The sequence below is a fragment of the Alkalidesulfovibrio alkalitolerans DSM 16529 genome (genome assembly GCF_000422245.1).
GTDB classification, from domain to species: domain Bacteria; phylum Desulfobacterota; class Desulfovibrionia; order Desulfovibrionales; family Desulfovibrionaceae; genus Alkalidesulfovibrio; species Alkalidesulfovibrio alkalitolerans.
Genome location: NZ_ATHI01000005.1, coordinates 33,777 through 60,162, shown reverse-complemented (window position 1 = coordinate 60,162; position 26,386 = coordinate 33,777). Strand labels below are relative to the sequence as shown.

Sequence of the window (26,386 nt, the reverse complement as noted above, 5' to 3'; positions counted from 1 at the left end):
TTTGTGAATATAGAGTTTTTATTTGTCTCTTTCAACGATTTTAAGTAGGAGAGACAGGCCCGCGCGCTAGGCGAAACGGCCGTCGGACGCGCGCCGTCGGCGGGGCGAGGGGCGTCCCCGGCGGCCCGTCGGCGCGGAAAACGCCATCCCAGGAGTTGTTGAAGTGCCCGATTTCAGGGCGGCCCTTGCAAGCGGCCGCATCCTTTGCGTCGATGGCGGCTACGGCACCCTCATGCAAGCCCGGGGGCTACCCGCGGGCGTTTCCCCCGAACTGTGGGCGCTCGATCGGCCCGACGTGCTGAGGGGCTGCCACGCCGACTACCTCGCGGCCGGGGCGCGCGTCCTGACCACCAACACCTTCGGCGGCTCCGAGCCCAAGCTCGGCAGCGGCGTGGATGTGTGCGGCTTCAACCGCCGCATGGCCGCGATCGCCCGCGAAGTGGCGGGCGACAATGCCTTCGTGGCGGGCAGCGTCGGCCCCACCGGCCTTTTCGCCAAGCCGCTCGGGCCGCTCTCCTTCCGCGAGATGGTGGATATCTTCGCGCTCCAGATCAAGGGGCTTTTCGAGGGCGGCTGCGACCTCGTCAAAGCCGAGACGCATTTCGACCTCGCCGAGATCAAGGCCGTGGTCGTGGCCGCGCGCGAGGTCTGCGACCTGCCGCTGCTCCTCTCCATGACCTTCGAAGGCGACGCCTCGCTGACCGGCACGCCGCCCACCACCTTCGTGGACACCATGCAGAACCTGGGCGTGGAGGTCGTGGGCGTGAACTGCTCGGCCGGACCCGTGGAGATGCTGGCCACGGTCCGCGCTATGCGCGAGCGCCTGGATATCCCGCTGCACGTGCAGCCCAACGCCGGGCTGCCCGAACTGGTGGACGGCCGCACCGTCTTCCGCCTGGGGCCGGACGATTTCGCCGCGCAGGCCGCGATCCTGGCCGACGAGCCGGGCGTGCAGCTCGTGGGCGGCTGCTGCGGCACCACGCCCGACCACATCCGCGCCCTGGCCACGGCGCTCGACGCCAAGACCTACGTGCCGAACGCGCCCGAGCGCCCGGCCCTGACCGTGCTCACCTCGCGCGCGCGGTCCGTGCCGCTGGGGCTCGATCATCCGGCCGCGCTCATCGGCGAGCGCATCAACCCCACGGGCAAGGAGCGGCTGACCAAGGAGCTGCAGGCGGGCGATTTCACCTACGCCCAGATGCTGGCCCACGAACAGGCTGAACTCGGCGCGGCCGTGCTCGACGTGAACGTGGGCGCGCCGCTGGTGGCCGAGGAAGAGCTTCTGCCCGAGCTTTCGCGCGCGCTGATGTCCCGTTTCCCCATGCCGCTGTGTCACGACTCCACCAAGGAGGAGGCCATCGCCGCCTGCCTGTGGGACGCGCCCGGCTCGCCCCTGGTCAACTCCATCTCCGGCGAGCCCGGCCGCATGGAGGCCCTTGGGCCGCTGTGCAGGAAACTCGGCGCGCCCTTCATCCTCCTGCCGCTCACGGGCAAGAAGCTGCCCGTCAGCGCGGCCGAGCGCATCGCGGTCGTCGAGGAGCTGCTCGCCAAGGCCGAATCCTTCGGCATCCCGCGCCGCCTGATCGTGGTGGACGCGCTGGTCCTGACCGTGTCCTCCAAGCCCGAGGCGGCCAAGGCCTGCCTCGATGTCGTGCGCTGGTGCGCGCGAAACGGCCTGGCCACGACCATGGGGCTTTCCAACGTCTCCTTCGGCCTGCCCGCGCGCGATCTGGTCAACTCCACCTTCCTGGCCATGGCCTTGGGTGCGGGGCTGTCCTCGTTCATCGCCAATCCTTCCTCTGCCAGGCTGCGCGAGACCCTGGCCTCGGGCGAGGTTCTTTTGGCCCGCGATCCGCAGGCCGCGCGCTTCATTGTCGGCTATTCCGGCTGGACGCCCTCGGAGGGGGGCGGCGGCGCGGCCGTTTCCGGAGGCGGGGCCGGGGCAGTGACCACGCCGCGCCAGGCCGTGGTGGCCGGGGCGCGAGACGCGATCCTGCCCATGATCGAGGACGAGCTGGCCAAGGGCCGCGATCCCTTCGTCCTGGTCAACGAGGAACTCATCCCCGGCATCATGGAGGTCGGCGAGAAGTACGAGCGCAAGGAATACTACCTGCCGCAGCTCCTTCTCTCGGCCGAGACCATGCAAAAGGCCATGGAGCGCCTGGAGCCGCTGCTCGAAGCCGGACAGGCCGAAGCCGCGCGTCCCAAGGTCGTCATGGCCACCGTGGAGGGCGACATCCACGACATCGGCAAGAACATCGTCTGCCTGCTGCTCAAGAACCACGGTTTTCAGGTCATCGACCTGGGCAAGGACGTTCCGGCCCGGGCCATCGTGGACGCGGCCAAAAACCACGGCGCGGCCATCATCGGCCTTTCCGCGCTCATGACCACGACCATGGTGCGCATGGAGGACACGGTGAAGCTGGTGCGCGAGGAGGGGCTGCCCGCCAAGGTCATCATCGGCGGGGCCGTGGTCACGGAGGCGTTTTGCAACCGCATCGGGGCGGACGGCTTCTCCACGGACGCGGTCTCGGCCGTGCGGCTGGCCAAGCGACTTTCGACCTAGCCTTTGTCATTTGCACGCAGATGCCGTATAGTTTTTGATAATTCGTGTCTGTCGAGGTCCACATGCTTCATCGTATCTTCATCGTCTTTTGCCTGCTCGTCGCGTTTTCGGCCGTCGGTCTCAACGCCGCGCAAACCGAGCCAGCCGGGAACAAGGCGCCCGCCTACACGCCCATCACCTATCAGGGCGTGCTCAAGGCCGTGGCCGAGAACAACGGCAAACCGGTGCTCGTCAATTTCTGGGCCACATGGTGCCCGCCGTGCATCATGGAAATCCCGCACCTGATGAAGCTGCGCGAGGAATTCGACGAAGACAGCCTAGCCATGCTCGGCATCTCGCTGGACGAGGACGTGGCGCCCTTGCAGCGCTTTCTGGAGCGGCGGCCGCTCAACTACGACGTCTTCCACGGCGGCCCCGACGTGATGACCGGCTTTCGCGTCACGGGCGTGCCGCGCACCGTGATCTACGACGTCAACGGCCGGCAGGCCTTCGCGCACGACGGATATCTCGAGCCCGAGGCGCTTCGCCGCGCCGTGGCCGAGGTGATGGCCAAGAAGGCCGCTCAATGAGCGCGATCCGCAAGGCCCGCATGGGCGACGTCAAGTACATCCATAAGCTGCTCTTCGACTGCGCGCAGCGCGGCCAGCTTCTGGCCCGTTCGCTCTCGCGCATTTACGGCAGCATCCGCGACTTTTACGTGGTCGAGGACGAGGCTGGCGGGCTTATGGGCTGCTGCGCCTTGTCCATCTGCTGGGAGGACCTGGCCGAGATCCGCTCCCTGGCCGTGGCCGAGGACAGGCGTGGCCAGGGACTTGGTCGCACGCTGGTTACGGCCTGCCTGGACGAGGCGCGCGAACTGGGGCTCTCCAGGGTCTTCGCCCTGACCTACGAGGTGGGCTTCTTCGGCCACATGGGATTTGCGCAGGTGGAGAAGAACGACCTGCCGCAGAAGGTCTGGACCGATTGCCTGAACTGCCCGAAGTTTCCGGAATGCGATGAGACGGCCATGCTCATCAAGGTGGAGGCCGTCGCATGAACCTGCCGCCGCACATGCTTCGCTCGGTGATTCCGGCCGAAGCCATAGCCCGCCGCGTGGCCGAACTCGGCCGGACCATCAGCGAGCGCTACATGGGCGAGCCGTTGGTGGCGGTCTGCGTCCTGAAAGGGGCCACGCTCTTCTTCGCCGACTTGGTGCGCCGTCTGACCTGCGGCCCGGAACTCGACTACCTTCAGCTTGCCAGCTACGCGGGCGGAACGAGCAGCACGGGGCGCGTCGTCTTCCGCAAGGACATGGACGTGTCCGTGGAGGATAAGCACGTGCTTGTGGTCGAGGATATCGTCGATAGCGGCAAGTCCATGGAATATCTTTTGAAAGTACTTTCGAGCCGCAAGCCCCGCTCCGTGGCCCTGGCCGCGCTCATCGACAAGCACGAGCGCCGGGAGGCGGCGGTGACTGTTGACTTTCCCGGTTTTACCCTGAATGAAGGCTTTGTCGTGGGGTACGGCATGGATTATGCCGAACGGTATCGCGAGTTGCCCCATGTGGCCGAGGTGATTTTCACGAACTAGGCCGCGATCGTCTGGAACCAAGGGAAACGTATGATCGTCGAATGTCCGAACTGCCGCGCCAAGTACAACCTCCCCGAAGACAAGATCCCGGCGGGCGGGACCAAGGTGCGCTGCACGCAGTGCAGCCATGTCTTTCCCGTGTCGCCGGGTGCGGATGACGACGACCTGGGCGACCTTCTCGGCATCGACGACGACGATCTCGGCGCGCCGTCCTCCCGGGGCAAGGGGAGCCGGGACGACGAATTCGAGTTCAAAACCGATGACGACGAGACTGATTTCTCCCTGGACATCGGCAAACCCGAGAAGAAGCCGCGAAAGGGTCCCGGAGCCGCCGCCAAGAAGCGGATTCTGCTCATGGCCATGGCGTTGCTCGTTCTCGTGGGCGGTGGGGCGGGACTTTACTATTCCGGGCTCCTGGAGCCGCTTTTCCAGGTCGGCGAGCCTGGGGACCAGGCCGCTCAGGAGTCGCCGGTCAAATTCATCGTCCTCGAAAACGTCCGCCAGTATTACGTGAACAACGAGAAAGCCGGGCAACTCTTCGTCATCGAGGGCAAGGCCGTGAATCAGTTCGAGCGGCCCCGTGACTTCATCAAGATCGAGGCCACGCTCTTCGACGCCAAAGGCCAGCCCCTCGTCACGCGCCAGGCCCTGTGCGGGAACATCCTCTCCTATTTCCAGCTTCAGGTGCTCTCGCGTACCGAGATCGAGGCCGCCCTGGACAACGAAATGGGCGTGCTCAACAACAACACCAATCTGGAGACGGGCGCGGGCACGCCGTTCATGCTCGTCTTTTTCGAGCCGCCCGAGGACGTGGTCGAGTTCGGCGTCAAGGTCATCGACGCCCAGCGGGCGGGCGCGAGCCGGTAGAGATGCCTCGCGACGCCGGGCTGTTGCCACCCTCGCGTATGAGGGGTGGATGAAGGCGCGCACCGTCTACGTCTGCTCCGCCTGCGGAGCCCAAAGCCCGCGCTGGGCCGGGCAATGTCCCGCCTGCAAGGAATGGAACTGCCTGAGCGAGGAGGTGCAGGCCCTGGCCTCCAGATCCTCGGGCGCGGCGGCCGTGTCGGGCGCGGGCAAGGCCGTCTCCCTGGCCGAACTCGACGCCACGCCGCACGCCGCGCGGCCCACCGGCCTTTCCGAACTCGACCGTTTCCTGGGCAAGGGCCTTGTGCCGGGCGCGGCGCTGCTTCTGGGCGGCGAGCCAGGCATCGGCAAGTCCACGTTTCTGTTGCAGCTTTGCGGGCTTCTGGCCGCGCAGGGCGAGCGCGTGCTCTACGTCACGGGCGAGGAATCCCTGCCGCAGTTGAAGAGCCGCGCCGAGCGCCTGGACGTGCTCGCGCCTACGCTCCTGGCCATGGCCAGCAACAGCGCGGACGAGGCCATGGCCGCCATGCGCGCGGAAAAGCCCGTGCTCGTGGTCATCGACTCGGTGCAGACCCTGGCCTCGTCGCTGGCAGACGGTCTGCCGGGCAGCGTCTCGCAGGTGCGGGCGGTGTCCGCGCAGCTTGTCGAGGAGGCCCGCAAGTGCGGCGCGGCGCTCACACTTGTGGGCCACGTGACCAAGGAAGGCCAGATCGCTGGGCCAAAACTCATGGAGCACATGGTCGATACCGTGCTCTACCTCGAAGGCGACCGCCGCCACATCTTCCGCATCCTGCGCGTGCTCAAGAACCGCTTCGGCCCCTCGGACGAACTGATCGTCTTCACCATGGCCGAGCAGGGGCTTGAGATCGTTCCCGATCCCTCCACGTTCTTTCTGGGCGCGCGCGACCCCTCGCTCTCGGGCGCGGCCGTGGTCATGGCCATGGACGGGCAAAAGCCGTTTGCCGTGGAGGTGCAGGCGCTGGTCAGCCAGAGCTTTCTGTCCATCCCGCGCCGCGCGGCCATGGGCTTTCCGCCCAACCGGCTGCATCTCCTTCTGGCGGTCATGGAGAAGCACCTGCGGCTCAACTTCGGCCAGTTGGACATCTACGCCAAGATCGGCGGCGGCTTGCAGCTTGCCGAGCCGGGGCTGGATCTCGGCCTCGTGGCGGCGGTGCTCTCGTCGTTCTACGACGTTCCGCTACCCGAGAGCGCGGTCTTCTGGGGCGAGGTGGACCTGAACGGCCAGATCAGGCCCTGTCAGGGGCACGAAATCAGGTTCAAGCAGGCTTCGCGCCTGGGCTACGGCCCGATCCTTCATCCTGGCTCGGGCAAGAAGGGCGTGAAGCGCCTGACCGATTTCCAGGTTGCGCTGTTCGGGGCAAAAAAAACGTCCTGACATCGCCATGTTGCTGTCGAGACTTGCCCAAGGCGGGCGATCCGGCGTAGAGTTTGTCCTACGCAGCGAAAATCATCCGGAGGGACGCATGACCGAGAGCAACTGCAAGACCTGGCTGGACGAGGTGGACTGGGACATGATCCAGGAGGATGCGGTGACCCGCTACCTGGAGTGGGGCAACAACAACTACCGCGACGACCTGCGCCGTCCGGTCACTTTGTCCGATGAATACTCGATCTATTTCGTCATCGACACCTGGGGCGAGCGTCCCAAGGCCGTGCTCATGAAGATGAACAAGTGGGGCAGCGAGTCGCTGTGCGAGAAGCAGCTTCCCGACAACCTGCTTGCGGGCTTTCATGCCGAGCGCGGCCGCGTGCGCGGCATTCTGGAGCCCACCGAGGAGATCAAGGAGTGGCTGCGCCGGACCATCGCGAAGGAAGAGTGCTGAGCGAGCGAGTGTTTTGAACCGACACGGGGGCCGCACGGCCCCCGCAGGCTGTTGAAAAAATCCCATCTGCTGCGTTGCTGCGAAAAGCTCAAATCCTCGCGTATTACAAATACGCGTCGGCCTTGAGCTTTCCTTGCGCCTTGCATCTGGGCCTTTTTGAACAGCCTGGAAAAAGAGGTTTGTCAACGATCTCGGGGGCCGTGCGGCCCCCCGTTGTTTTCCCCAAGAATACGAGACTGCTGCATGACCGACCCGCTTTGTCCCTGGAGTCTTTCGCTTGCCCGCGAGCGCCCCGACCTCGCCATCCCCGGCAGCCCGGAGCGCTGCATTGCACGGCGGGTGGTGCAGGACGCGGACGGCGGGCTGTGGGTGCTGGAGTGCATCGACGCCGGGCAGGCGGCGCGGCGCGAGGTGCTGGGGCGGCTGCTGGCCGGGCTCGCAACGGCCGGGTTGACGCGAGCCTGCGCGTACAGGCCATGCGCGGGCGGCTTCGTCCACCGCGACGAAGACGGCGGGGCATGGCAGCTTGCGCCTTATGGGGCTGGCGAAGGGCTCGCCGCGCCGGACTACACGGAGGAGGATGGGCCGGGCGAGGAACTGGCGGATTTTCTTGTCGGGCTTCGCAGCGCCGCTCAACTGGCCGGTGCGCAGGGCGGCATCCCGGCCGGGATCGACGATTTTTTCCTTGCGCCCTATGTCGAGAAGCTTTTGGCCGACATGCAGCGGCACGCGCCGGACGTTCATGCCCGCGCCGCCGCGCTCGCCGCCCGCATCCGGCCGTTCCTGGATCTGGAGCCGAGCCTGCCGCGCGTCCTGTGCCATGGCGACCTGCATCCCATGAACGCCCTCTGGCGGCAGGGGCGCATCCTCTTGGTCATCGACTGGGAATTCGCGGGCTTCAAGCATGCCCTCTACGACGTGGCCAACACCCTTGGTTGCCTGGGCATCGAGAATCCTCGGACGTTCTCCCGCGGCGCGGGCGCGGCCATGCTCCGTCGTCTTGAAGCGACAGGCCTTCTTTCGTCCGATCTCGCACCGCTCCTGCGCCCGGCCGTGGCTGCGGGCCGCTTCGGCTGGCTGGCCGAGTGGCTCAGGAAGGACGACGCCGAGATGGTGGCGATGGAGCTGGATTATCTGGATATGCTGACGCGCTGAGCGCACGGACGGCCTGCGGCCTCATCCCATCCGCTTGAGCTGCTTGTACACGTCCTGATCGTTGCGCTTGCCCACGATCAGGACCGTCACCGCATCGTCGTCGCAGGCATGATGCGGCACTCGAAGCGGACAGGCGCAAGGCGAAAAAACAGACGCCACGATTCGCTCGAATTCGTGGCGTCTGGATTCAGCAAGGCAATGCGGCGGGTGGTGCTTTCCAGGCGGCCTGTCAGGCCACGTCCCAGTCCTGCCCGGCGGGGGTGTCCTTGACCTCCACGCCAAGGGCGGCGAGTTCGTCGCGGATGGCGTCGGAGCGGGCGAAATCCTTGTTCTTTCGCGCGTCGGCGCGGGCCTGGAGCAACTCCTCGACCTTTGCCGCCTCGATGCCCCTGCGGGCCGCGCGCGAGGCGCGCAGCTCGGCCAGGAAATCCTTGGGCTCGCGCGCGAAGAGGCCGAAGACCTCGCCCCATTCCCGCACCAGCAGCAGAACGCGCTCGAACAGCGCCTTGCCGCCCTCGGACTTGCGCCAGCCCTTGTTCTCCAGCACGCGGCCAGCCAGCCGCACGAGCCCGAAGACCTGACCCAGGGCCGCGGCCGTGTTCAGGTCGTCCTCCATGGCCTCGCGCCATTTGGCCTCGTGCTCGGCCAGTTCGGCCGTTATATCGGCGGGCAGCGGCCCCTTGGCCCACGTCTCGCGGGCCGAAAGCTCGGCATGCACCTGGGCCAGGGCGGCGTAGATGCGGCGAAGCCCCTTTTCCGCCTCGTCCATGGCCTCGTCCGAGAAGTCGAGCGGGCTTCTGTAGTGCATGGTCAAGAGGAAGAAGCGCAGCACCTCGGGCAGGTAGCGCCCCAGGATCTCGCGGATGGTGAAGAAGTTGCCCAGCGACTTGGACATCTTCTCCTGGTTGATCTGCACGAAGCCGTTGTGCACCCAGAAGCGGGCGAAGGGTTTGCCCAGCGCGGCCTCGGTCTGGGCGATCTCGTTCTCGTGGTGGGGAAAGATCAGATCCTGGCCGCCGCCGTGGATGTCCAGCGGCAGATGCAGGTGCTTTTCGCTCATGGCCGAGCACTCGATGTGCCAGCCGGGCCGTCCCTTGCCCCAGGGGCTCTCCCACCAGGGCTCGCCGGGTTTGGAGGCCTTCCACAGCGCGAAGTCGAGCGGGTCTTCCTTCTCCTCGCCCGGCGCGATGCGCGCGCCCGACTCCAACTCCTCCACGTCGCGGCCCGAGAGCTTGCCGTAGCCGGGGAAGGAGCGCACGCGGAAATAGACGTCGCCCGAGGGCGTGGCGTAGGCGTGGCCCTTTTCGATGAGGCGCTCGGTCAGCTCCACCATCTCGGGCACGTGCTCGGTGCACTTGGGCTCCAGGTCCGCGCGCAGGATGTTCAGCCGGTCCATGTCCTCGTAGAAATAGCGGATGTTGCGCTCGGCCACTTCCTCGGAGGTGCTGCCTTCCTCATTGGCGCGCTTGATGATCTTGTCGTCGATGTCCGTGAAGTTGCGCACGAAGGTCACGTCGAGCCCGGTGTGGCGCAGGTAGCGCACCAGCACGTCGAAGACCACGGCCGAGCGGGCGTGGCCGATGTGGCAGAAGTCGTAGGCCGTGATGCCGCAGACGTACATGCCGACCTTGCCGGGCACGGCCGGGGTGAAGGGTTCCTTCTTGCGCGTCAGGGTATTGAAGAGCTGCATGTCTGCTCCAGATTCGTTTCGTCGTGGGGAGGTGCCGTGGTAGCGCGATGCGCCCGGCTAATCAAGTGTCATGCGCGGGCGGCGGGCCGTGGCTTCTATCCGTTCGTCCGTGGGCCCTGGCCCGGCGGCAGGGCCGTGACCACGGCCACGCACTTGATGCCCTGCTTTTGTCCGGTGAAGCCGAGCCCTTCCTCGGTGGTGGCCTTGATGTTCACGCGCTCGGGCGAAAGCCCGAGCAGCCTGGCCACGGCCTCGCGGATGCGTTCGCGGTGCGGCCCCACCTTGGGAACCTGGGCGATGACCGTGACGTCGGCGTGCAGGACGCGAAAACCCTTGCGCCGGGAAAGTTCCATGACCTCGTCCAGCAGGATGGCCGAGGAGGCGTTGTCAAAGGCCGCGTCCGTGTCCGGAAAGAGGCGGCCGATGTCGCCTTCGCCCAGGCAGCCGAGGATGGCGTCCATGAGCGCGTGCAAAAGCACGTCGCCGTCGGAGTGGGCCACCACCTCGGGCGCGCCGGGGATGGGCACGGTGCCGAGCACGAAGGGGCGGCCGGGGCCGAATTTGTGGACGTCGTAGCCGAATCCGGTCACAGGCGCGGGCACCTCTTCCTCCTTCGGGCCGAGCAGGCGCAGATCCTCGGGATTGGTGATCTTGACGTTGCCGGGTTCGCCCTCGATGATCAGCACGGGCTCGCCGAGCCGCTCCACGAGCATGGCGTCGTCGGTCACGTCCCAGCCCTCGTCCGCGGCGCGGGCGTGGGCCGCGCGCAGGAGCGCGAGGTCGAAGGCCTGCGGCGTCTGCACGGCGCGAAGATTCGCGCGCTCGGGCGTGGCCGTCACCCGGCCGTCCGCGTCCACGCACTTGATGGTGTCGGCGAGCGCGATGCCGGGGATCACGGCCTTGCTTCCCCGGGCCAGGGCGTCGGAGAGGCGCGCGGCCAGATCGGGCGTGAGGAACGGCCGGGCGCTGTCGTGCACGAGCACGGCCGAGGCCTGGCCCGGCAGGGCAAAAAGGCCCGAGGCCACGGAATCTTGCCGTCGCGCGCCGCCGGGAGCGGTCAGGCAGGGCAGCCCCACGGGCTCGCGGGCCAGGAGGTCGCGCAAGAGCGCGCGCGATTCGTCGAATATTTCGGGTGGAAAGACCACCACCAGACCGGCCAGCTCGGGCAGGCGGGAGAGGGTGCGTAGCGAGCGCCAGAACAGCGGCGCGCCGTCGTGCATCAGGAACTGCTTGCGTACCGAAAGCCCGGCCGAGGCCAGGCGGCTGCCGCTGCCAGCGGCGAGGATCACAGCCCAAAGCGACATGCGCGCACCATGAGGGAAAGAGGTTCTTTGGTCAAGCGCCGTGCGGCTTGCGGCCCGTCGCCGCCCGCTGGAGCATGGAAAAGGATGCGGCGCGAAGGCTCGTCCTTCGCGCCGCAAAATCCTGGAGTCGGACAGTAAGCCGGGTTCTGTTCTATGCCGCCATTCCTCTAGGGTGCGGATTGCTCCGTGCCTCAAGCAGCCTACCCGAACGCTTCGGCCGGGCCAGCCTCGAGCGCGTTCCTATTTGGCCTTTCTCCGGACGGGGCTTGCCGAGCCGGCCGCGTCGCCGCGGCCGCTGGTGGGCTCTTACCCCACCGTTTCACCCTTACCCCTCGCGGGGCGGTCTGCTTTCTGTGGCGCTATCCGGGGATCGCTCCCCCTGGGGGTTACCCAGCGTCCTGCCCTGCGGAGCCCGGACTTTCCTCCCCGAACCGAAAGGTTCGCGGCGACGGCTCGTCCAACTCCAGATATCGCCAGGGGCGCAAAGCGGAACGCTTCACGCTCCCGAGGCTTCTTCGCCGCGGCACGCTTCCAACGTGCCGCCAATCAAAAACACGTATGTCCGTGAACCCTGGTTGTCCAGCCGGACCTGGGATACCGCTAAGCTTCGGCTCCCTCGGTCACGGCTTCGGCGGCTTCTTCCTTGGTCTTGGCGGCCTTGCTCTCCGGCTTCTTGGCGCGTTCAGCCTGCTCGGCGGCCGCCTCGGGCAGATGCTGCTCCCAGTAGATGATGCGCTGACAGTTGGGGCAGGAGTGGATCTGCTTGCCGCGCTGCAGTTCGTTGTAGGTCTGGGGCGGGATGGAGATGTTGCAGCCGGTGCAGATGCCGCCGGTGACGGCCACGATGACCGGGGTGCGCAGGCGGGAGCGGATGAATTCGTAGCGCGCCTGGATGGGCGGCGGAATGATCTTGCCCGCGGCCAGACGGTTCTTGTTCAATTCGGCCAGGGTTTGGCGGGCCTTTTCCAGCCGCTTGTCCAGGCTTTCGCGTTTGGCCTCGAGTTCGGCGGCCAAGTCGGCCCCGCCTGCCTTGAGTTCCACGAGGATCTCCTCCTGGCGGGAGAGCTCCTCGGTCAGGGTCGTGTGCTCTTCCTCGCGCAGACGGTTGAGCTTTTCCATGTTGTCCATCTCGCGCATCATGGCGTGGTATTCGCGCGTGTTGGAGGCCATCATGAGCTTGTTCTTGCTCTTCTTGATCTTCAGGCCGTCTTCTTCGATCTCGGCCGCGAGACGCTTCTTCTGGGCGTTGAGGAAGTCGATCTTCTCGATCACCTGGTTTTGTTGATCCAGACCTTCCTGGTGGCGGCCCTCCAGTTCGGCGAGTTCCTTGGGGGCCTGCTCCAACTCCTTTTCGAGGACGAGGATCTCCTGGTCCAGGTGTTGGAGAATGACGAGTTGTTCGATCTGCTTTTGGTACATGGTCTCCCTCTTTTGTGTGCCCCGCCGACGCGAAGTCCTGCGGGCGCTCTGCGAGAAAAAGGCGTTTGCTATCCTTTGGCCGTGCCCAGGGGGCGGCAGGCCCGCATGGGATCACGGCCGGGGAAAAACTTCACGGCGACGTCCGCCTGGGCGAGGTCGCGCGCCAGCCTTTCGGTGAGGCGGCGCATCATCTCCTCTTCGAGACGGAAATGGCCGACGTCCACGGTCAGGACCGAGGCTTCGGCCGCTTTGTGATAGGTCACGTCGCCGGTGACGAAGATGTCCGCACCCGCCTCCCTGGCGGTCGCGATCAGCGACGAGCCGGAGCCGGGGCAGACCGCCACGCGGCGGACGGTTTCGGGATCGGGTCCGCACAGGGTGCAGAAGTCGCGGCCCACGGCGGCCTTGAGCCGGGCCAGGAAATCGGGCGCGGCGAGCGGCGCGGGCAGATCGCCCACGAAGCCGATACCGGTCTTGGGATCGGCCGGACGCGGCATAAGCGGCGCGACGTTCGAAAGCTTTAGGTCGTCGGCGAGCCAGCTCACGGGACCCGAAGTCACGACGTCGAGGCTTGTGTGGGCGGCGTAGAGCCAGGCTTCGGAGGTCAAAAGCAGGCGCAGCACCTCGTGATAGGCGTCGCGGACGGCGGGGAGCCTGGGTGTCAGGGTCAGGGGGTGGTGGCTGAGGCAGAAGTCCGCGCCCCAGGACAGGGCGGCGTTCAGGGATCGGGGGTCGGGGTCGAGGGTCACGGCCAGGCGGGTTATGTCGTCTCGCGTTCCGGCCACCTGGACCCCGCCTGCGTCCCAGTCCTCCTGGCCCGCGAGCGGCGCATGCCGTTCTATGATATCGATGAGCTCCCGCGCCTTCATCCCGCTCAAATGCGAAGGTGCTTGCCGGGGAATACATCCTCGGGAAGCACCTTCGGTATCTTGTGAGCCCTTGCGGCTCGTTTGTGCGTCAGATTCGGCGCGGCGTTCAACACGTTTCCTTTCGGTGGTGGGCCAACCAGGATTCGAACCTGGGACGAACCGGTTATGAGCCGGTGGCTCTGCCAACTGAGCTATTGGCCCATGGCATTTTGCGGTGCCATGTAAAGAGGGTATTTTTAATTCTATCGCACCCCCTTGTCAAGGGGATGGGGAGGAGAATCCGACCGTGGCAGGCGGGAAGGGGGATTGGCGGATTGCCGCAAGCCCCGCCCCGCCGTCCAAATCAGCGGCAATGCTTTTTGACGTAGGCGATGGCCGCTCGCGCGGCCAGGGCGCCTTCTCCCACGGCCGTGCTGATCTGCAAAAAGCCGCCCGTGCAGTCGCCTGCGGCGAAGATGCCGGGGATGTTCGTGGCCTGCTCCCGATCGACTTCGATATAGGCGCCCGAGGTCTGAAGGCCGAGCGACTGGGCGAAGTCCGCGCCCGAGGCCTCGCCCATGGCCACGAATAGCCCGTGCGCGTCCAGGGTCGAGCCGTCCTTGAAGACGAGGCGGTCCAGGCCGTTTTCGCCTTCCAGGCGCTCCACGGCCTGCTCGACCACGACCACTCCGGCCTTGTTGAGCCGGGCGGCGAAATCTTCGTCGATGGCCGATTTCTTGCCGTGTAGACACAGTGTGACGTGCGGCGTGTAGTTCAGAAGTTCGAGGGCTTGGCTCGCGGCGTAGTTGCCCTCGCCCAGGGCGACCACCGGCTTGTTTTTGAAGAAGAAGCCGTCACAGGTCACGCAATAGGACACACCCTTGCCCTCGAATTCGCTCAGGCCCGCGATTTTCGGCCTGTTACGGGCCACGCCCGTGGCCAGGATCACTGCGCAGGCCAGAACTTTGCTCTTGGCCGTGACCACTTCGAAGCCTTTTTCGGCCATGTGCAGGCCGAGCACCTGCTCCTCTATGGCCGGGACGCCGAAGCGCGCGGCCTGGGCCAGGCCGCGCTCGTGCAGGTCGCGGCCCAGGATGGTTTCGGGGAAGCCGTAGTAGTTGTCGATTTCGTAGTCGGCCGCGAACTTGGGCGTGCGGCCGAAGAGTTTCGTGGCGATGCCCGCCCGGCCCGCATAGATGGCCGCGGACAACCCGGCCGGTCCCGCGCCTATGATGCACAGCTCGACGCTTTCGGCAAGGGTGTTCTGGCTCATGGCGACTCCTTCCTGGCTGCTGTGGCGTAATGGAGCGCGGACCCTAGCACGATCACACGAAAAAAGCATCCCCCGGGCCCCTGACGGACCCGGAGGCCGTCAGGGACGCGGGGTGGGCGGGATTTCAGGCGTCGGCCGGTCGTATCCTGCGCGAGAGATACATGAACGGGGTGTCGAAGGCCGCGACCACGAGCTTGACCAGATACGTCGTCACGAGGATCTGCCAGAACACCTCCCAGGGAAAGACCCCGGCGAAGGCCACGAAGCAGAAGATCGTGGAGTCGAGAAGCTGGCTTACGACCGTGGAGGCGTTGTTGCGCAGCCACAGGTGGCGACCGCCGGTCTTCTTTTTCCAGTAGTGGAAGGCCCATACGTCGTGCAGTTGCGAAACGCCGTAGGCCAGCAGGCTGCCCAGGGCCACGCGCGGCAAAAAGTCGAAGATCGCGGCCAGGTGGGGCTGCGCCCAGTCGTCCGGGGCAGGGGTGAAGAGCAGGGCTATTTGCATGTAGAGCGTGCCCAGCACCAGGAAGACGAAGCCGATCAGGACGCCGCGCCGCGCTTCCTCCTTGCCGTAGTGCTCCGAAAGGAGGTCCGTGGCCAGGAAGACCGAGCCGTAGACGATGTTGCCGAGCGTCATGGTCAGCCCGAACATTTCGACGGTCTTCAGGACCTGGAGGTTGCAGATGATGAGGTTGAAGGCGATCATCGCAAAGAGGCCGACGCGGCCGAAATAGCGGAAGATCACCAGGACCATGGACAGATCGAGCACGGCGAAGCCGAGCCAAAGCAGTTCGTTCGACATACGTCACTCCTTGCCGCACGGCGATACAGACCGAGGGCGCGAGCACACTGCCGCGCAAGGCCGCGCGTGGTCAAGGGAAAAGTGCGGCCCGGGGCTTTGGCTGAAAGCGCCAAGCCGGAATAATCAGGCCAGGAGCATGAGGCCGCCGAAGAAAGAGAGAAGCAACCCGCCGGTCACGGAGAGAAGCCCCGTGGCCCGGTGCAGGGTGGGGCCCTCGCACAGGCGCGTCACGCTGTCGCGGCAGGCGATGGCGGCTACGGCGAAGAGCCAGGTCGTGAAGCCCATGCCCACGATCATGGCGACCATGGCCAAGGAGCCCGCCAGCGGGATGCCGGAGGAGAGCGAAAAGGCCAGGACCATGGCCGCTATCGGGCAGGGCGCCGCGCCCGAGGCCACGGCGATGCCGATGCCTGCGCGCAGGTCGCGCGGTGCGGCGTCGGGAAGACTTTCGCCATGGGCCGCCTGAGCCTTGCCCGCGTGAAGCGCCCACGCGGCGCGCGCGGCCATGACAAGCCCGACTGTGGCCAGCAGACCGCCGCCAAGCCGCGTGAACAGGCGGCCCGTCTGGTCCAGCGAGCCAGAAAGAGGCATGAGCAGGGCAGAGGCGGCCAAGACCAGGATCACGGCCGAGGCCACATGCGCGCCCGATGCGGCCATGCTGACGAGGAGTCCTTGCAGGTAGCCGCCGCGTCGCTTGCGGCCGAGGAAATAGGAGGCCACCAGTGTCTTGCCGTGGCCGGGACCGAGCGCGTGCAAAACGCCGTAGGCCCCGCTCAGGGCGAGAAACAGCCAGAAGGCCCGGCCGCCCGGCTGCTCGCGGATATCGCGGGCCAGCCGCGAGAGGGTGCGGTTCATCTCCTGCTGGATGGGCGCCAGTCGTCTGGTCAGTCCGCCGAAGAGGTTCCCGCTCGGCGAAGCCGGAGGAGCGGGCGAGGCGGCGCTTTCGCGCTGCCCGGCCCCGGTGAAGGGGCTTTGCGCGGCTTTCGGCGCGGGACCGGCCCCGAAGGACGAGCCGCCGGGCCGCGCTGTGTCTGCCCGTTCGTTATGGGCGGGCGGCTGTTCGGCCTGCGTCTCGGGCGGCGTGCCGGTGAAGGGCGACGCCGCGCCGGATTGCGGCAGGGCAAGGAGAAGGACGACCAACGCGGCAAGGACGAGGACGAGGGCGGCGGGCGGCAGACGGGTCATGGCCGGTTCCGGGTAAAGGTCACGTCCACCACGACGGGCGTTATCTGGCCGAAATAGTAACGTTTGTCCGTCTGTTCCCGCGCGTCCCAGGAGATGGCGAAGGCGTCGTGCGCGCCGTCGAACCCGATCTCGCGCGGCGGGAAATCCATGAAGGTATAGAAGGACTCGTCGTAGACCGCGAAGGTCAGGCTGCGCGGCGAGCCGGACGCGGCGGCGGACAGGGGCATGTCGAACTCGTAGACGAGCTGCCCGTGTTCCACGCGGGCGGAAAAGCGCGTGGGATCGGGCGTCGGTAATTCCTTCCCGTCCAGGTAAATATACGTAAAGTATCCAAAGTTCTTCAGGTTGTCGAAGGCGTGGGTGCGGACGCGGCGCTGCGCCGTCTCGTCCAGGCTGTTTTTCGGGGATAGCCCCAGATCGCCGAGGATCATGGCCGAGAAGAATTCGTCGAAGTGCCAGGTCTGGCGCAGGACGGCGAGGCCGGCATCATTGAAAATCAGGCTCGCCTCGCAATCGACGAAGACGTGGGGGTGGGCCGTTGCCGGACGTGGCACGGCCGCGCTCGCAAGGACGAGACAGGCGAGGAGCGCGAGGATCATGCGCGCGGGCACGGCGAGGGGCCACCTGAGGCCTTCCTTGAGGGTCCGTCGCATGGGCCGGATTTATGTCCGGGCGCGGATGCTGTCAACCCGCGCTGTGCGCGGGATGGCCTATTGGCGCACGGCGGGCTCGTCGCATTGCGAGGCCATGCAGACCATGTTCCGGCCGCCGGACTTGGCGTGATACAGCGCCGCGTCCGCTTCCTGTACCAGGTCGCGCACTTTGGACAATGAGCCGGGCTTGAGCGAGGCCACGCCAATGCTGGCCGTGACCGAGAAGGTGCGCTTGCGGTGGGTGAAGGTCTGGCGGGCGATCTCGCCGCGCAGGCGGTCGGCCAGAAGCCAGGCTTCGTCCTCCGTGGTCTGGGGCAGGATGACCACGAACTCTTCGCCGCCGTAGCGGGCCGCAAAATCCGTGGAGCGCAAAAGCTGCGGCAGGAGGCGGCCGATGCCTCGCAGCACCGTGTCGCCAGCCTGATGTCCCATTTCGTCGTTGATGGACTTGAAGTGGTCCAGGTCCAGAAGCAGCAGCGAGAGCGGATGGCGGTGACGCTGGTGGCGCTTGAGTTCTTCGAGCAGCCGGTCGTCGAAGCTCGACCGGTTGTGGATATGGGTCAGGCCATCGTAGTCGGCGCGGGTTTTGACCAGGCTGTAGGCCATGGCGTTTCGCAGCGCCAGGGCGAGGTGGTTCACGGCCGCGCGCACGGTCTGGATCTGGTCCTTGGCCAGGGTCGGTTTGTCGGGCGAGGTCAGGGCCAGGCAGCCGAAATACTCGAAACCCGAGCGCAGCGGCAAAAGGATGGTCCGGCCAGGCTGCGGAGGCGGCAGATGCCCGTCCTCGGGATATCCGGGCAAAAGCTCCACCTGGTAGTCCTTGACCGGCAGGGCCGAGAGCTTGGCCGCGTTTTCGAGGAAGTATTCGATCCACAGATCGCGCTCCGGTCCCTTAGAGAGAGGACTGAGCAGGAGATGGGCGTCCAGGTCGTCGCCCTCGGTGGAGGTCCACAGCGCGGCCTGCACGGCGCTGACCGGGAAGAGGGTGTTCATGTCCTCGCGGGCGTTGGCCAGGATGGTGCCCGCGTCCAGCGACTCGGCCGCGCGGGTCAGTATCTGGTTCAGGAACAAGAGCTGGTCGGTCTTGCGCGACAAGAGTTCACGCTCAAGGAAAATTTCGCGCGTCATGCGGAAGATATCGGCATACAGGGTGCGGATCTCCGTGGCCCTGTAAAGCACGTCGCGCACCCTGGAACGGCTGAGCGGTGCGCGCACTGCCGTGAGGAAGCCGTGCTCCATGAGCATCTCCACGTCTGCGTCCGATGCGTCCTCGTCGAGCACCAACACCCGCTGCGGCTCTTCCCACTGCTCGTAGAATTGGCGCTGCGTGGGCTTCATGCCCAGCCAGACGTGCTGCGGAATCCAGATCAGGACTGGCTCCTGGCTTTCGACCGTTCGCTGGCCCGGAAGTTTGTCCGCCGCCCAGTTGCGCAGATGAAACTTCTCGCCCGCCACATCCGCGACGGTTTGCGTCTCTTCTTCGGCAAGGCCGAGCCCCCACATCAGTTCCGGCCTGTCTCCCCGCTGCATGTCCTTCTCCTGTGTTCCGCTGCAAAAAGGTCTAGCGCCGTTGATGATGCAAGTTGAGGGCCATGCATGTGATGATTGATATTGTCTTGCAATAATTGGATATAATTTTCAGAGGCCAAAAGCTTGGTCAGGCTTTTGGCGGCTGAAAACGGCTCGTGGCAGGCATTTTTTCCCCACCGGAGCGGCGGCGAATTGACAAGCGCCGCTTTTCGTGTCCAATTCCCGGACATGAGCGCGCGCAGGGTCTTCGGAACACTCGACCCCTTTTTCGAGGGCGGAGACGTCATGGGCCGCAAGGTCGCCAACGCGGCGTTCATGCGGACCTTGCTGCGGGCCGACCCTTTCGATGCCTACCACTTCTTTCCGCCAGGCGAGCGCATGGCTCAGGCGCTCGCCGCTGATCTGACCCGCGAGGCCCCGGAGCTCATGGCCTCGGGCCGGGTGCGGATCATGCCGCGCCTGGAGTTGCCCGCGCGGCTGGCCGACACCGCCTACCACTGTTTCCACCTCTCGGACTGCATGCTCAGCCAGCCGCATCTGGCCCGGCTGCGCCGCCTGCACGCGCCGCGCCCCATGCCCGTGACAGGCGGCATCCATTCCCTGTCGCGGGCCGACTACATGGCCGCCTTCCTGCCGCATCTGTGGCCCGGCGCGACCGGCCGTGAGGCCATCGTCTGCACTTCGCGCGCGGGCCGTGCGGCCGTGGCGGCCTTTTTCGAGAGCCTGCGCGAGGCTTACGGCCTCGATGCGGTCCGCTTTCCCGGGCCGCGCCTGGAGACGATAGGGCTCGGCGTGGACGCCTCGGCCATCGCGCCGCCGGGTCCCGCCGCCAGGAAGGCGGCGCGTGAGGCGGCCGGAATTCCCACGGACGCGGTCGCCGCCCTGGTGCTCGGGCGGCTCGAACATCATTCCAAGATGGACCTTCTGCCGCTGCTGCGGGCCTTTCAGCTGGCCTTCGCAGGGCGGCTCGCGCGCGGCTCGGCGCATCTGATCCTGGCCGGATGGGGAAGCGAGGACGACGAGATATTGCCCGTGGTCCGCTCCCTGGCGGCCAACATCGGCCTGGGCCTCACGGTCCGGCTGCGCCCTTCCGAGGCGGACAAGGCCGCGCTTCTCGCTGCGGCCGACTATTTCCTGAGCCCGTCGGACAATGTGCAGGAGACCTTCGGGTTGACGCTTCTCGAAGCCGGGGCGGCCGGGTTGCCGGTACTGGCCTCGGACTACGACGGCTACCGCGACATAGTGGTCCACGAGGAGACCGGCCTGCTCGTGCCGACCGTGGGCCCGGCCGCGACCACGGCCCTGGACGCCTTGGCCCGGCTTTTGCCCGACAACCAGGCGCACCTTCTCCTGGCGCAGCAAACGGCCGTGGACGTGGCGCTGCTGGCCGAGGGCATCACCCGGCTGTGCACGGACGAGGCGCTTCGGTGCAGGCTGGGTGTGGCCGCGCGCACGCGCGTGGAGGGCCGCTTCACCTGGGAGGCCGTGGTCGCGGCGCATTTGGAGATGTGGGAGCGTCTGTGGGCCGAACCGGTCAAGGCCGCCGACCAGCTTTGCCTGACGCCACATCCGCTGCACCTGCCGTATGCGCGCGTCTTTGCCGCACATCCCGCGCAATCGGGGCTTTCGGGCCTTCGCCTTACGCGTTCGCGCGCGGGCGAGGCCGTCTACCGGGGCCAGGAGCATCCGTTGTTCTATGCGGGCGTCTCGCACCTCGTGGACGCCGGGCGGCTTCGGGCGCTGCTGGTGCTGGCCCGCGCGCCGCTCGACGGCGAGGAGCTTGCCCAGAGGCTTGCGCGGGCCTTGCCCGGATGCGATGCCGAGGCGGCCTCCTTCATCGTGCTCTGGGCGCTCAAGCACGGCTATCTGGAGCGGGCGTGAGCATTCGCCCCGTGACGCAGCACAGTCTGCTCGAACAGCGCGGCGGCGCGGCCCGCGTGGCCGACCTGTTGTGTCAGGGGCTTGGCGGACACGGCTTTTCCTGCGAACGGACCTTCGAACTCGCCGAGAGCGAAGAGGGCCGCGCACGCCTCGTCCGTTCCCCTTGGCCCGAACGGCTCGCCGCGCAGGCCGCCGCCGGGGCCGTGATCCATGTCCACGCCGCGCGCGACTGGCCCGGCCTGCTCGGGCTCCTTGCCCGGCTCGGCGCGCCGACTATCCTCACCCTGCACGACTGCCGCCTGTTCACGGGCGGCTGCCCCTATCCCCTGGACTGTCCGGCCCTGCCCGAGGGCTGCCCCGATCCCTGCCCGCGCGGCTTTGCGGACTCCGCCGCGCTGCGCCGGGCCATCGCTTCGGCCCTGGCGGCTCTCGACCCGCTGCTCGTCGCGCCTTCGCGCTGGATGAAGGAGCAGGCCGCGCGCCATCTGCCCGGCCATGCCGTGCGGGTCGTGCCCAACGGCGTGCCCTGGGCGGCGAACCAGACCGATTTGCCCACGCGGGCGGCGGCCAGGGCGGCCTTCGGGTTGCCCGAACGGGCCGTGGTGGTCCTGCTCGCGGCCCACGGCGCACAGGCCGCGCACTACAAGGGCGGCCAGTCCTGGCAGGCATTGTGGGAGGCGCTTTCGGCCGGGATGCCGGACCTTGTGTGCGTCATGGCCGGGGGCGAGGCGCTGGAGCGCGAGGGAAACCTGTTGCGCCTGCCCTATCTGCCGCCCGAGCGCCTGACGCTGCTCATGCGCGCCTGCGACCTGATGCTTTATCCCACTCTGGCCGACAACCATCCGCTCATTGTCCTTGAAGCCATGTCACAAGCGCTGCCGACGTTGGCCCATGCCGTGGGCGGGTTGCCCGAGCAGATGGCGGACGGCCGCACGGGGTTTCTCGCCAAGCCCGGCGATCCGGACGGCTTCGTCAGGCGGGCGGCAAGGCTTCTGGCCGCGCCCGGTCAGCTTCGCCGCGTCGGCGAGGAGGCCTGGCGGCAGGGCGCGCGGCGCTTCTCCCTGACGCGCATGGCTGCGGACCACGCCACACTCTACGAACGTCTTTGCGCGGGCAGATCATCGAGCGCGAGAGGCACGGGGAGCACGCGAACGGCCTGAACCGGTGGGCGCGTTTCAGGCCGCGCCGTCTTCCTCTTCGGCTTCGAGGCGCTTGAGATCGGAGAAAGCGGTCATGGCAGCAGTCGAGCCCGCGCCGATGGCCGTGACGATCTGGCGAAGCCCGCCGGTCACGTCGCCCGCCGCGTAGATGCGCGGGATGCTGGTGCGCATGGCGCGGTCCACGGCGATGTTTCCCTCCTCGTCCAGGGCTAGGCCGATCTGGCGGGCAAGGCCCGTCTCAGCCTTCTCGCCGATGGCCAGGAACACGCCGTCCATTTTCAGGTCGCGCTCCTTCCCGCTCTCCACCTCGCGGATGCGTAGGCCCGCAAAAGTATCCTCGCCGAGCATGGCCGTGACCTCGGCGTTCCAGATGACCTCGATGCCCTCGCGCTTTACGGATTTCTGTAGATGTTCCTGGGCGCGGAAGGCGTCGCGGCGGTGGATGATGGTCACGCGCGCGCCGATGTTCCTCAGGTACAGCGCGTCCGTGAGGGCCGTGTTGCCGCCGCCCACCACGGCCACGCTCCGACCTTTGTAGAGGGAGGCGTCGCACGAGGCGCAGTGCGACACGCCATTGCCGTAGAATTTCTGCTCGCCCGGCACGCCGAGTTGTTTCCAGGTCGCGCCCGTGGCCAGGATCAGCGCCCGGCAGCGGTACAGGGCGCGGGACGTCAGCACCTCGATCAGACGGCCGACCTTGATCTCCTTTACTTCCTCGAATTCGTGGATGTGCACGTATTCGCGAGCGTGCGCGGCCAGCATGTCCACGAGCCTGCCGCCCGTGGTGGAGACTAGGCCGGGGTAGTTCTCGACCACCGGGGTGATGGCCACTTGGCCACCCACGTTCTTTTTGTCCAGGACGATCGTCCGAAGCCCGGCTCGCTCGGCGTAGATGCCCGCGGCCAGCCCCGCCGGACCCGCGCCGATGATGACTAGGTCGCGGAAGATGGACTCCTCGGCCGCCGCTCCCTTGCCCTCGGCCACCGCGCGGCTGCCGAGTTGGGAGAGGAGGTCCTCGGCGGGCTGCAGGGTCGCGAGTTCGACGATGAAGCGCTCCTCGGGCTCCAGGCCGAGGATGGGCAAGGTGTCGTTGATCACGGTGTGCGGCACGCTGCCCACGTTGAAGCGCCGGGCTATCTCGGGATTCTCGGATATCTCGACGACCTGCACCGAGATCATCTCGGGCCGCTCCACGGCTGCGCGCACGGCGTTCATGACTTGGGAGGGGCAGTAGGGGCAGGTGGGACTGACGAAGACGCGCACATGGCGCTTCTCGTCCAGTTCGGCCAGAAGATCACGCGAGGCCTTGCGCAGGCCGCTTTGACCGAGCGAGCACAGGGCGATGGTCTCGATGAAGGAGCGGCCTTCCTCGCCCGCGGGGGCGCCGGTGAAGCGGATGTCGTAGCGCTCGGGCGCGATGGCGATGGTAGGCGATTCGGCGATTCCCGCCGCCTTGGCTTCGTCGCTGTCCAGACCGCGCTCGGCGAGCGAGATCTTGTCCGAAAGATGGTCGAGGTCGCGACAGAATTTGCGGGTGAATTCGACGAATTCGTCGTTTTGCCCGGCCCCCGAGTAGAGCACGAGTCCGACCGGATCCTTGAGGGAAGCGAAGAGTTGGCGCAGGTAGCCCCGGCTCTCTTCGGGAATGAACCATTCGTGCGACGGCGCGGCCGTCGTCTTTTGGGCGTCCGTCTTTTTTTCGTCGGCGAGTTGCTTGTCGGATTTGGCAGGGCTCATGGTGTGTCCTTGTCTCTCGTTCAATCCACTGTCGGCAGCCAGAGCCAGTAGAATCCTGGTTTGAGCGACAGGGCGGACTCGGCCGCGCCCAGTTCGATCAGCTTCAGGCCCGCCTCGGGGCCCAGAGCCGTGGCCGGGTTGTGCACCGTGTCGTCGGCGTACACGGTGCGGCGATAGGCCACCACGCGCGCGTCGTCGGGCAGTCCGGCCAGGGCACGGGCCTCGGCCAGGGCGTCGTCGAGATAGCCCACGCGGTCCACAAGCCCAAGGGCGAGCGCCGTGGAGGCGGTCACGACCCGGCCGTCCGCCACTTTGGTCAGTCGCTCGCCCGAAAGGTCGCGCCGGGTCGTTGCCAGATCCAGAAAGCGGGCGTTCAGGTCGCCGATGATCTCGCGAAACAGCGCGCGCTCCTCGTCCGTGGCCGGGCGGAAGGGCGATCCCATGTCCTTCTTGTCGCCCGAGGTGTAGGCTGTGACCGAGACGCCGATCTTGTCCATGAGTCCGTCCACGCGCGGCTGCACGAAGATGGTGCCCACCGAGCCCGTGACCGTGGTCGGATGAGCCACGATGCGCTCCGCGGAGAGCGCCACGTAGTAGCCGCCAGACGCGGCCATGCCCATAAGGCAGGCCACCACGGGGACTCCCGTGGCCTTGGTGAAGCGTTCGATTTCCCGGTGCGCCACGTCCGAGGCCGTGACCGCGCCGCCGGGTGAGTCGATGGTCAGGACCACGGCCTTGATATCGGGGTCGCGCGCGGCCTTTTGCAGGTGCGCGGCCAGTTCCTGCACCGTGCCGGGCCGCGCGGAGAGAAGGCCCCGCCGCGTCTCGTCGCTGATCACGCCGCGCACGGGTACGAGCAACACCTTTTCGCGCGCCTCGCCTTGCAGCACGGTCTCGCGCAGCGGTTCGGAATAGTCCTGGAAGACCTTGATCTTGGGCGCGCAGGAGGCAAGGCCCAGCATGACGAGCGACACGGCGAGAAGGCGAAAGGAAGTGCGGCGAAGGGACACGGCGGCTCCTTGTGGTTTCGATGTCGCCGAAGCATACCATATCGTCCCTGCTTGGCAAGGCGAGGGGCATTGCGTATGCCCAGGAACATGAACACGGACGCCATTTCCCCCAAGTCGGTCGCGGCCGCCATCGACCACACCCTGCTCGACCCGGACGCTTCGGGCGAGGCCCTGTCACGCCTGTGCGACGAGGCCGTGGCGCACGGCTTTCGCGCCGTGTGCGTCTACCCGCGCCACGCGGACTTGGTTTCGCGGCGGCTGGCCGGAAGCGGGATCAAGGTGGCGGCGGTGGTGGGATTCCCAAGTGGCCTGGAGACCACGGACGAGAAGGTGCGCCAAGCCAACGAGGCGCTTTCGGCCGGAGCGGTCGAACTGGACATGGTCATCAATCGCGCGGCGCTTGCAAAGCGGGATTTCATGACCGTCTACCGCGACATCGGGGCCGTGGTCGCCGTGGCCGCGCCCTTCGCGGTCAAGGTCATCCTGGAGACGGCCGCGCTGCCGGAAGATCTGATCGTCGCGGGCGCGGCCATCGGCAAGGCGGCGGGCGCCGCATTCGTCAAAACCTCGACGGGGTTCGGCCCGGGCGGGGCCAGCGAGCGGGCCGTGGCGCTCCTTCGCGCCACCGTGGGCACTGGGATGGGGGTGAAGGCTTCGGGCGGCATCAAGACCCTGGCCCAGGCCAGGGCCATGCTCGCGGCCGGGGCGGATGTGCTGGGGTGCTCGGCCTCAGTCTCCATCGTCTCAGGCCGTTGAAAAAGCCCCATCTGCGGCGTTGCTGGTCCTTTGCACTGCGGCAGGTCGCCTGGAAAGCGCCAGATGCAAGGCGCAAGAGAAATCCAGACCCGACGCGTATCAAAGAATACGCGAGGGGCTGGATTTCTCGCGGCAACGCCGCAGATGGTGCTTTCCAGGCGACCTGCCTAGAGGGAGATGACGCCAGGGACGGTAGCCGCTTGGCGATAGACGGCCACCACCTCGGCGGCCGTGCGCATCGTTGCCGTGGCCGTGACGCTGACGAAGCTTCCCTTGCTGCTCTCCCGCGTGGTCACGGAAAAACCGACGAAAAGCTCCATCATCTCGGGCACGCTCGCCGCGGGCACGATGAATTTGAAGCAGTAGTCGCAGGGCCAGGACTCGCAGCTGCTCAAGGTCTCTTCAAACTTCGCGTATTCGTCGGACATCTTTTCCCCATCCGCCGCATCATTTTTTTTCATGTCTTTTTCGTCCGGGACATGGCGGAATAGCTCGAAGTGTGTTACGGACGCCTAGTGGTAAACCTTTTTTCCGAGCAGTCAAGGAGACGCTACATGGCCAAGGATTATCTGACGTCGTACATGAAGGAACGGGCAGGGCTCTCGTCCAACCGCCAAGCCGAGGAATGCTACGAGGCCATCCTGGAAGGTCTCGTCAAAGGTCTCACCACGGACGGCCGGGTCATGCTGCGGCAGTTCGGGGCCTTCCACGTTCGGGCGCGGGCCGCGCGCACGGGTCGCAATCCCTCCACGGGCGAGGCCATTGCCATTCCCGCGCGCAAGGCCGTGGTTTTTTCGCCCGGCGAGGATCTGCGCCGCGCGGCCGAGGCCATGGACAAGGGCGAGGCGGCAAGCTGGCTCGAAAGCCGCGAGATAGTGCGCCGCGCCGCCAAGGAGTTCGAGGCGCTCAAGAATTCGGTGGTGCGTTACTCCAAGGAGCCCGAGCGCCTGGGCCGCGAAGCGCGCGAGACCATCAGCCACGGCCGCGACCAATTGAGCGAGCTCGTGGAGAAGGCGCGCTACAAGCTCGATCTTTTGCAGCGCGGCAGCGGGGACGCCTTTGCGGAGCTTCGCAAGGGCTTCGAGTCGGCCTACGCCGAACTGAAGAAGGCCATGAATCGGGCGGGCGAGAAACTTTGAC

25 protein-coding genes, 1 tRNA gene and 1 other RNA gene are annotated in these 26,386 nt (G+C 66.6%); 12 read left to right on the top strand and 15 right to left on the bottom strand.

The window, feature by feature from the left end:
- Positions 1-163 precede the first annotated feature (163 nt).
- From DSAT_RS03245 to DSAT_RS03210, 8 genes are all read left to right on the top strand, one after another.
- Positions 164-2,566 carry a homocysteine S-methyltransferase family protein gene (locus tag DSAT_RS03245; RefSeq protein ID WP_020886157.1) on the top strand — a complete coding sequence of 801 codons (2,403 nt, stop codon included), beginning with the start codon at positions 164-166 and terminating at the stop codon, positions 2,564-2,566.
- A gap of 62 nt (positions 2,567-2,628) precedes the next feature.
- Complete coding sequence (locus DSAT_RS03240; protein WP_020886156.1) at positions 2,629-3,135, top strand: TlpA family protein disulfide reductase; 507 nt, start codon at positions 2,629-2,631, stop codon at positions 3,133-3,135.
- Positions 3,132-3,602: an N-acetyltransferase gene (locus tag DSAT_RS03235; RefSeq protein ID WP_020886155.1), complete on the top strand. Its 471-nt coding sequence runs from the start codon at positions 3,132-3,134 to the stop codon at positions 3,600-3,602. The genes DSAT_RS03240 and DSAT_RS03235 overlap by 4 nt, the downstream gene beginning before the upstream one ends.
- Positions 3,599-4,135 (top strand): hypoxanthine phosphoribosyltransferase, encoded by a 537-nt coding sequence (hpt, locus tag DSAT_RS03230; RefSeq protein WP_020886154.1) that lies wholly within the window; start codon positions 3,599-3,601, stop codon positions 4,133-4,135. The genes DSAT_RS03235 and hpt overlap by 4 nt, the downstream gene beginning before the upstream one ends.
- A gap of 30 nt (positions 4,136-4,165) precedes the next feature.
- Positions 4,166-5,002, top strand: coding sequence for a DUF3426 domain-containing protein (locus tag DSAT_RS03225; RefSeq protein ID WP_020886153.1), 837 nt, complete (start codon positions 4,166-4,168; stop codon positions 5,000-5,002).
- Positions 5,003-5,051: 49 nt separating this feature from the next.
- Positions 5,052-6,395, top strand: coding sequence for a DNA repair protein RadA (radA, locus tag DSAT_RS03220; RefSeq protein WP_020886152.1), 1,344 nt, complete (start codon positions 5,052-5,054; stop codon positions 6,393-6,395).
- An 88-nt stretch (positions 6,396-6,483) separates the two neighbouring features.
- A complete protein-coding gene (locus DSAT_RS03215) occupies positions 6,484-6,843 on the top strand; it encodes a DVU0772 family protein (protein WP_020886151.1) in 360 nt (119 codons plus the stop codon).
- Between the two features lie 243 nt (positions 6,844-7,086).
- The gene (locus tag DSAT_RS03210; protein ID WP_020886150.1) at positions 7,087-7,998 is read left to right on the top strand and encodes an aminoglycoside phosphotransferase family protein; all 912 of its coding nucleotides are present in this window, start codon (positions 7,087-7,089) and stop codon (positions 7,996-7,998) included.
- A gap of 21 nt (positions 7,999-8,019) precedes the next feature.
- Here the strand turns inward: DSAT_RS03210 and DSAT_RS15490 are convergent, their stop codons facing one another.
- From DSAT_RS15490 to DSAT_RS03160, 12 genes are all read right to left on the bottom strand, one after another.
- The gene (locus DSAT_RS15490) at positions 8,020-8,157 is read right to left on the bottom strand and encodes a hypothetical protein (RefSeq protein WP_153304086.1); all 138 of its coding nucleotides are present in this window, start codon (positions 8,155-8,157) and stop codon (positions 8,020-8,022) included.
- Positions 8,158-8,227: 70 nt separating this feature from the next.
- Positions 8,228-9,688 (bottom strand): cysteine--tRNA ligase, encoded by a 1,461-nt coding sequence (gene cysS / locus DSAT_RS03205; RefSeq protein WP_020886149.1) that lies wholly within the window; start codon positions 9,686-9,688, stop codon positions 8,228-8,230.
- A 95-nt stretch (positions 9,689-9,783) separates the two neighbouring features.
- On the bottom strand, positions 9,784-10,992 hold the full coding sequence (gene ispD, locus DSAT_RS03200; protein ID WP_020886148.1) for a 2-C-methyl-D-erythritol 4-phosphate cytidylyltransferase: 1,209 nt from the start codon (positions 10,990-10,992) through the stop codon (positions 9,784-9,786).
- 119 nt (positions 10,993-11,111) lie between these two features.
- An RNA gene (rnpB, locus tag DSAT_RS14795) (RNase P RNA component class A) lies at positions 11,112-11,457 on the bottom strand.
- A 135-nt stretch (positions 11,458-11,592) separates the two neighbouring features.
- A complete protein-coding gene (locus tag DSAT_RS03195; RefSeq protein ID WP_020886147.1) occupies positions 11,593-12,411 on the bottom strand; it encodes a zinc ribbon domain-containing protein in 819 nt (272 codons plus the stop codon).
- Positions 12,412-12,479: 68 nt separating this feature from the next.
- On the bottom strand, positions 12,480-13,280 hold the full coding sequence (locus tag DSAT_RS03190; protein WP_020886146.1) for a Nif3-like dinuclear metal center hexameric protein: 801 nt from the start codon (positions 13,278-13,280) through the stop codon (positions 12,480-12,482).
- A gap of 125 nt (positions 13,281-13,405) precedes the next feature.
- Positions 13,406-13,481, bottom strand: a tRNA-Ile gene (locus tag DSAT_RS03185).
- Between the two features lie 142 nt (positions 13,482-13,623).
- Positions 13,624-14,532: an NAD(P)/FAD-dependent oxidoreductase gene (locus DSAT_RS03180; protein ID WP_020886145.1), complete on the bottom strand. Its 909-nt coding sequence runs from the start codon at positions 14,530-14,532 to the stop codon at positions 13,624-13,626.
- 124 nt (positions 14,533-14,656) lie between these two features.
- Complete coding sequence (locus tag DSAT_RS03175) at positions 14,657-15,334, bottom strand: queuosine precursor transporter (RefSeq protein WP_020886144.1); 678 nt, start codon at positions 15,332-15,334, stop codon at positions 14,657-14,659.
- A gap of 123 nt (positions 15,335-15,457) precedes the next feature.
- Complete coding sequence (locus DSAT_RS14765; RefSeq protein WP_020886143.1) at positions 15,458-16,519, bottom strand: nickel/cobalt transporter; 1,062 nt, start codon at positions 16,517-16,519, stop codon at positions 15,458-15,460.
- Positions 16,516-17,172, bottom strand: a complete 657-nt coding sequence (locus DSAT_RS03165) for a DUF1007 family protein (RefSeq protein ID WP_020886142.1) — start codon at positions 17,170-17,172, stop codon at positions 16,516-16,518. The genes DSAT_RS14765 and DSAT_RS03165 overlap by 4 nt, the downstream gene beginning before the upstream one ends.
- Before the next feature lie 57 nt (positions 17,173-17,229).
- Positions 17,230-18,702: a GGDEF domain-containing protein gene (locus DSAT_RS03160; protein ID WP_020886141.1), complete on the bottom strand. Its 1,473-nt coding sequence runs from the start codon at positions 18,700-18,702 to the stop codon at positions 17,230-17,232.
- Positions 18,703-18,987: 285 nt separating this feature from the next.
- Here DSAT_RS03160 and DSAT_RS03155 point away from each other — a divergent pair, with 285 nt between their 5' ends.
- Entirely contained in the window at positions 18,988-20,583 is a 1,596-nt protein-coding gene (locus DSAT_RS03155) for a glycosyltransferase family 4 protein (RefSeq protein WP_020886140.1), read from the top strand.
- On the top strand, positions 20,580-21,743 hold the full coding sequence (locus DSAT_RS03150; protein WP_020886139.1) for a glycosyltransferase: 1,164 nt from the start codon (positions 20,580-20,582) through the stop codon (positions 21,741-21,743). The genes DSAT_RS03155 and DSAT_RS03150 overlap by 4 nt, the downstream gene beginning before the upstream one ends.
- Positions 21,744-21,758: 15 nt before the next feature.
- Here the strand turns inward: DSAT_RS03150 and DSAT_RS03145 are convergent, their stop codons facing one another.
- Both DSAT_RS03145 and sppA read right to left on the bottom strand, forming a co-directional pair.
- A complete protein-coding gene (locus tag DSAT_RS03145; RefSeq protein WP_020886138.1) occupies positions 21,759-23,480 on the bottom strand; it encodes an FAD-dependent oxidoreductase in 1,722 nt (573 codons plus the stop codon).
- A gap of 20 nt (positions 23,481-23,500) precedes the next feature.
- Entirely contained in the window at positions 23,501-24,490 is a 990-nt protein-coding gene (gene sppA / locus DSAT_RS03140) for a signal peptide peptidase SppA (RefSeq protein ID WP_020886137.1), read from the bottom strand.
- 75 nt (positions 24,491-24,565) lie between these two features.
- Between sppA and deoC the strand changes: the two genes are divergently transcribed.
- A complete protein-coding gene (deoC, locus tag DSAT_RS03135) occupies positions 24,566-25,246 on the top strand; it encodes a deoxyribose-phosphate aldolase (protein WP_020886136.1) in 681 nt (226 codons plus the stop codon).
- A gap of 167 nt (positions 25,247-25,413) precedes the next feature.
- On the opposite strand, the gene DSAT_RS03130 is transcribed toward deoC, so the two are convergent.
- Positions 25,414-25,674, bottom strand: coding sequence for a DUF493 family protein (locus DSAT_RS03130; RefSeq protein WP_040370718.1), 261 nt, complete (start codon positions 25,672-25,674; stop codon positions 25,414-25,416).
- A 126-nt stretch (positions 25,675-25,800) separates the two neighbouring features.
- On the opposite strand from DSAT_RS03130, the gene DSAT_RS03125 reads away from it, so the two are divergent.
- Positions 25,801-26,385 carry an HU family DNA-binding protein gene (locus DSAT_RS03125; RefSeq protein WP_020886134.1) on the top strand — a complete coding sequence of 195 codons (585 nt, stop codon included), beginning with the start codon at positions 25,801-25,803 and terminating at the stop codon, positions 26,383-26,385.
- Position 26,386 lies beyond the last annotated feature (1 nt).

Excerpts from the sequence above, each read along its gene's own strand:
- DSAT_RS14765 (WP_020886143.1), bottom strand. The coding sequence starts at position 16,519 with ATGACCCGTCTGCCGCCCGCCGCCCTCGTCCTCGTCCTTGCCGCGTTG.
- DSAT_RS03175 (WP_020886144.1), bottom strand. The coding sequence starts at position 15,334 with ATGTCGAACGAACTGCTTTGGCTCGGCTTCGCCGTGCTCGATCTGTCC.
- hpt (WP_020886154.1), top strand. The coding sequence starts at position 3,599 with ATGAACCTGCCGCCGCACATGCTTCGCTCGGTGATTCCGGCCGAAGCC.
- DSAT_RS03190 (WP_020886146.1), bottom strand. The coding sequence starts at position 13,280 with ATGAAGGCGCGGGAGCTCATCGATATCATAGAACGGCATGCGCCGCTC.
- DSAT_RS03235 (WP_020886155.1), top strand. The coding sequence starts at position 3,132 with ATGAGCGCGATCCGCAAGGCCCGCATGGGCGACGTCAAGTACATCCAT.
- radA (WP_020886152.1), top strand. The coding sequence starts at position 5,052 with ATGAAGGCGCGCACCGTCTACGTCTGCTCCGCCTGCGGAGCCCAAAGC.
- DSAT_RS03195 (WP_020886147.1), bottom strand. The coding sequence starts at position 12,411 with ATGTACCAAAAGCAGATCGAACAACTCGTCATTCTCCAACACCTGGAC.
- DSAT_RS03130 (WP_040370718.1), bottom strand. The coding sequence starts at position 25,674 with ATGTCCGACGAATACGCGAAGTTTGAAGAGACCTTGAGCAGCTGCGAG.
- ispD (WP_020886148.1), bottom strand. The coding sequence starts at position 10,992 with ATGTCGCTTTGGGCTGTGATCCTCGCCGCTGGCAGCGGCAGCCGCCTG.
- cysS (WP_020886149.1), bottom strand. The coding sequence starts at position 9,688 with ATGCAGCTCTTCAATACCCTGACGCGCAAGAAGGAACCCTTCACCCCG.
- DSAT_RS03240 (WP_020886156.1), top strand. The coding sequence starts at position 2,629 with ATGCTTCATCGTATCTTCATCGTCTTTTGCCTGCTCGTCGCGTTTTCG.
- DSAT_RS03180 (WP_020886145.1), bottom strand. The coding sequence starts at position 14,532 with ATGAGCCAGAACACCCTTGCCGAAAGCGTCGAGCTGTGCATCATAGGC.
- DSAT_RS03215 (WP_020886151.1), top strand. The coding sequence starts at position 6,484 with ATGACCGAGAGCAACTGCAAGACCTGGCTGGACGAGGTGGACTGGGAC.
- deoC (WP_020886136.1), top strand. The coding sequence starts at position 24,566 with ATGCCCAGGAACATGAACACGGACGCCATTTCCCCCAAGTCGGTCGCG.
- DSAT_RS03225 (WP_020886153.1), top strand. The coding sequence starts at position 4,166 with ATGATCGTCGAATGTCCGAACTGCCGCGCCAAGTACAACCTCCCCGAA.
- DSAT_RS03160 (WP_020886141.1), bottom strand. The coding sequence starts at position 18,702 with ATGCAGCGGGGAGACAGGCCGGAACTGATGTGGGGGCTCGGCCTTGCC.
- DSAT_RS03165 (WP_020886142.1), bottom strand. The coding sequence starts at position 17,172 with ATGCGACGGACCCTCAAGGAAGGCCTCAGGTGGCCCCTCGCCGTGCCC.
- DSAT_RS03145 (WP_020886138.1), bottom strand. The coding sequence starts at position 23,480 with ATGAGCCCTGCCAAATCCGACAAGCAACTCGCCGACGAAAAAAAGACG.
- DSAT_RS03210 (WP_020886150.1), top strand. The coding sequence starts at position 7,087 with ATGACCGACCCGCTTTGTCCCTGGAGTCTTTCGCTTGCCCGCGAGCGC.
- DSAT_RS03125 (WP_020886134.1), top strand. The coding sequence starts at position 25,801 with ATGGCCAAGGATTATCTGACGTCGTACATGAAGGAACGGGCAGGGCTC.
- DSAT_RS03155 (WP_020886140.1), top strand. The coding sequence starts at position 18,988 with ATGGGCCGCAAGGTCGCCAACGCGGCGTTCATGCGGACCTTGCTGCGG.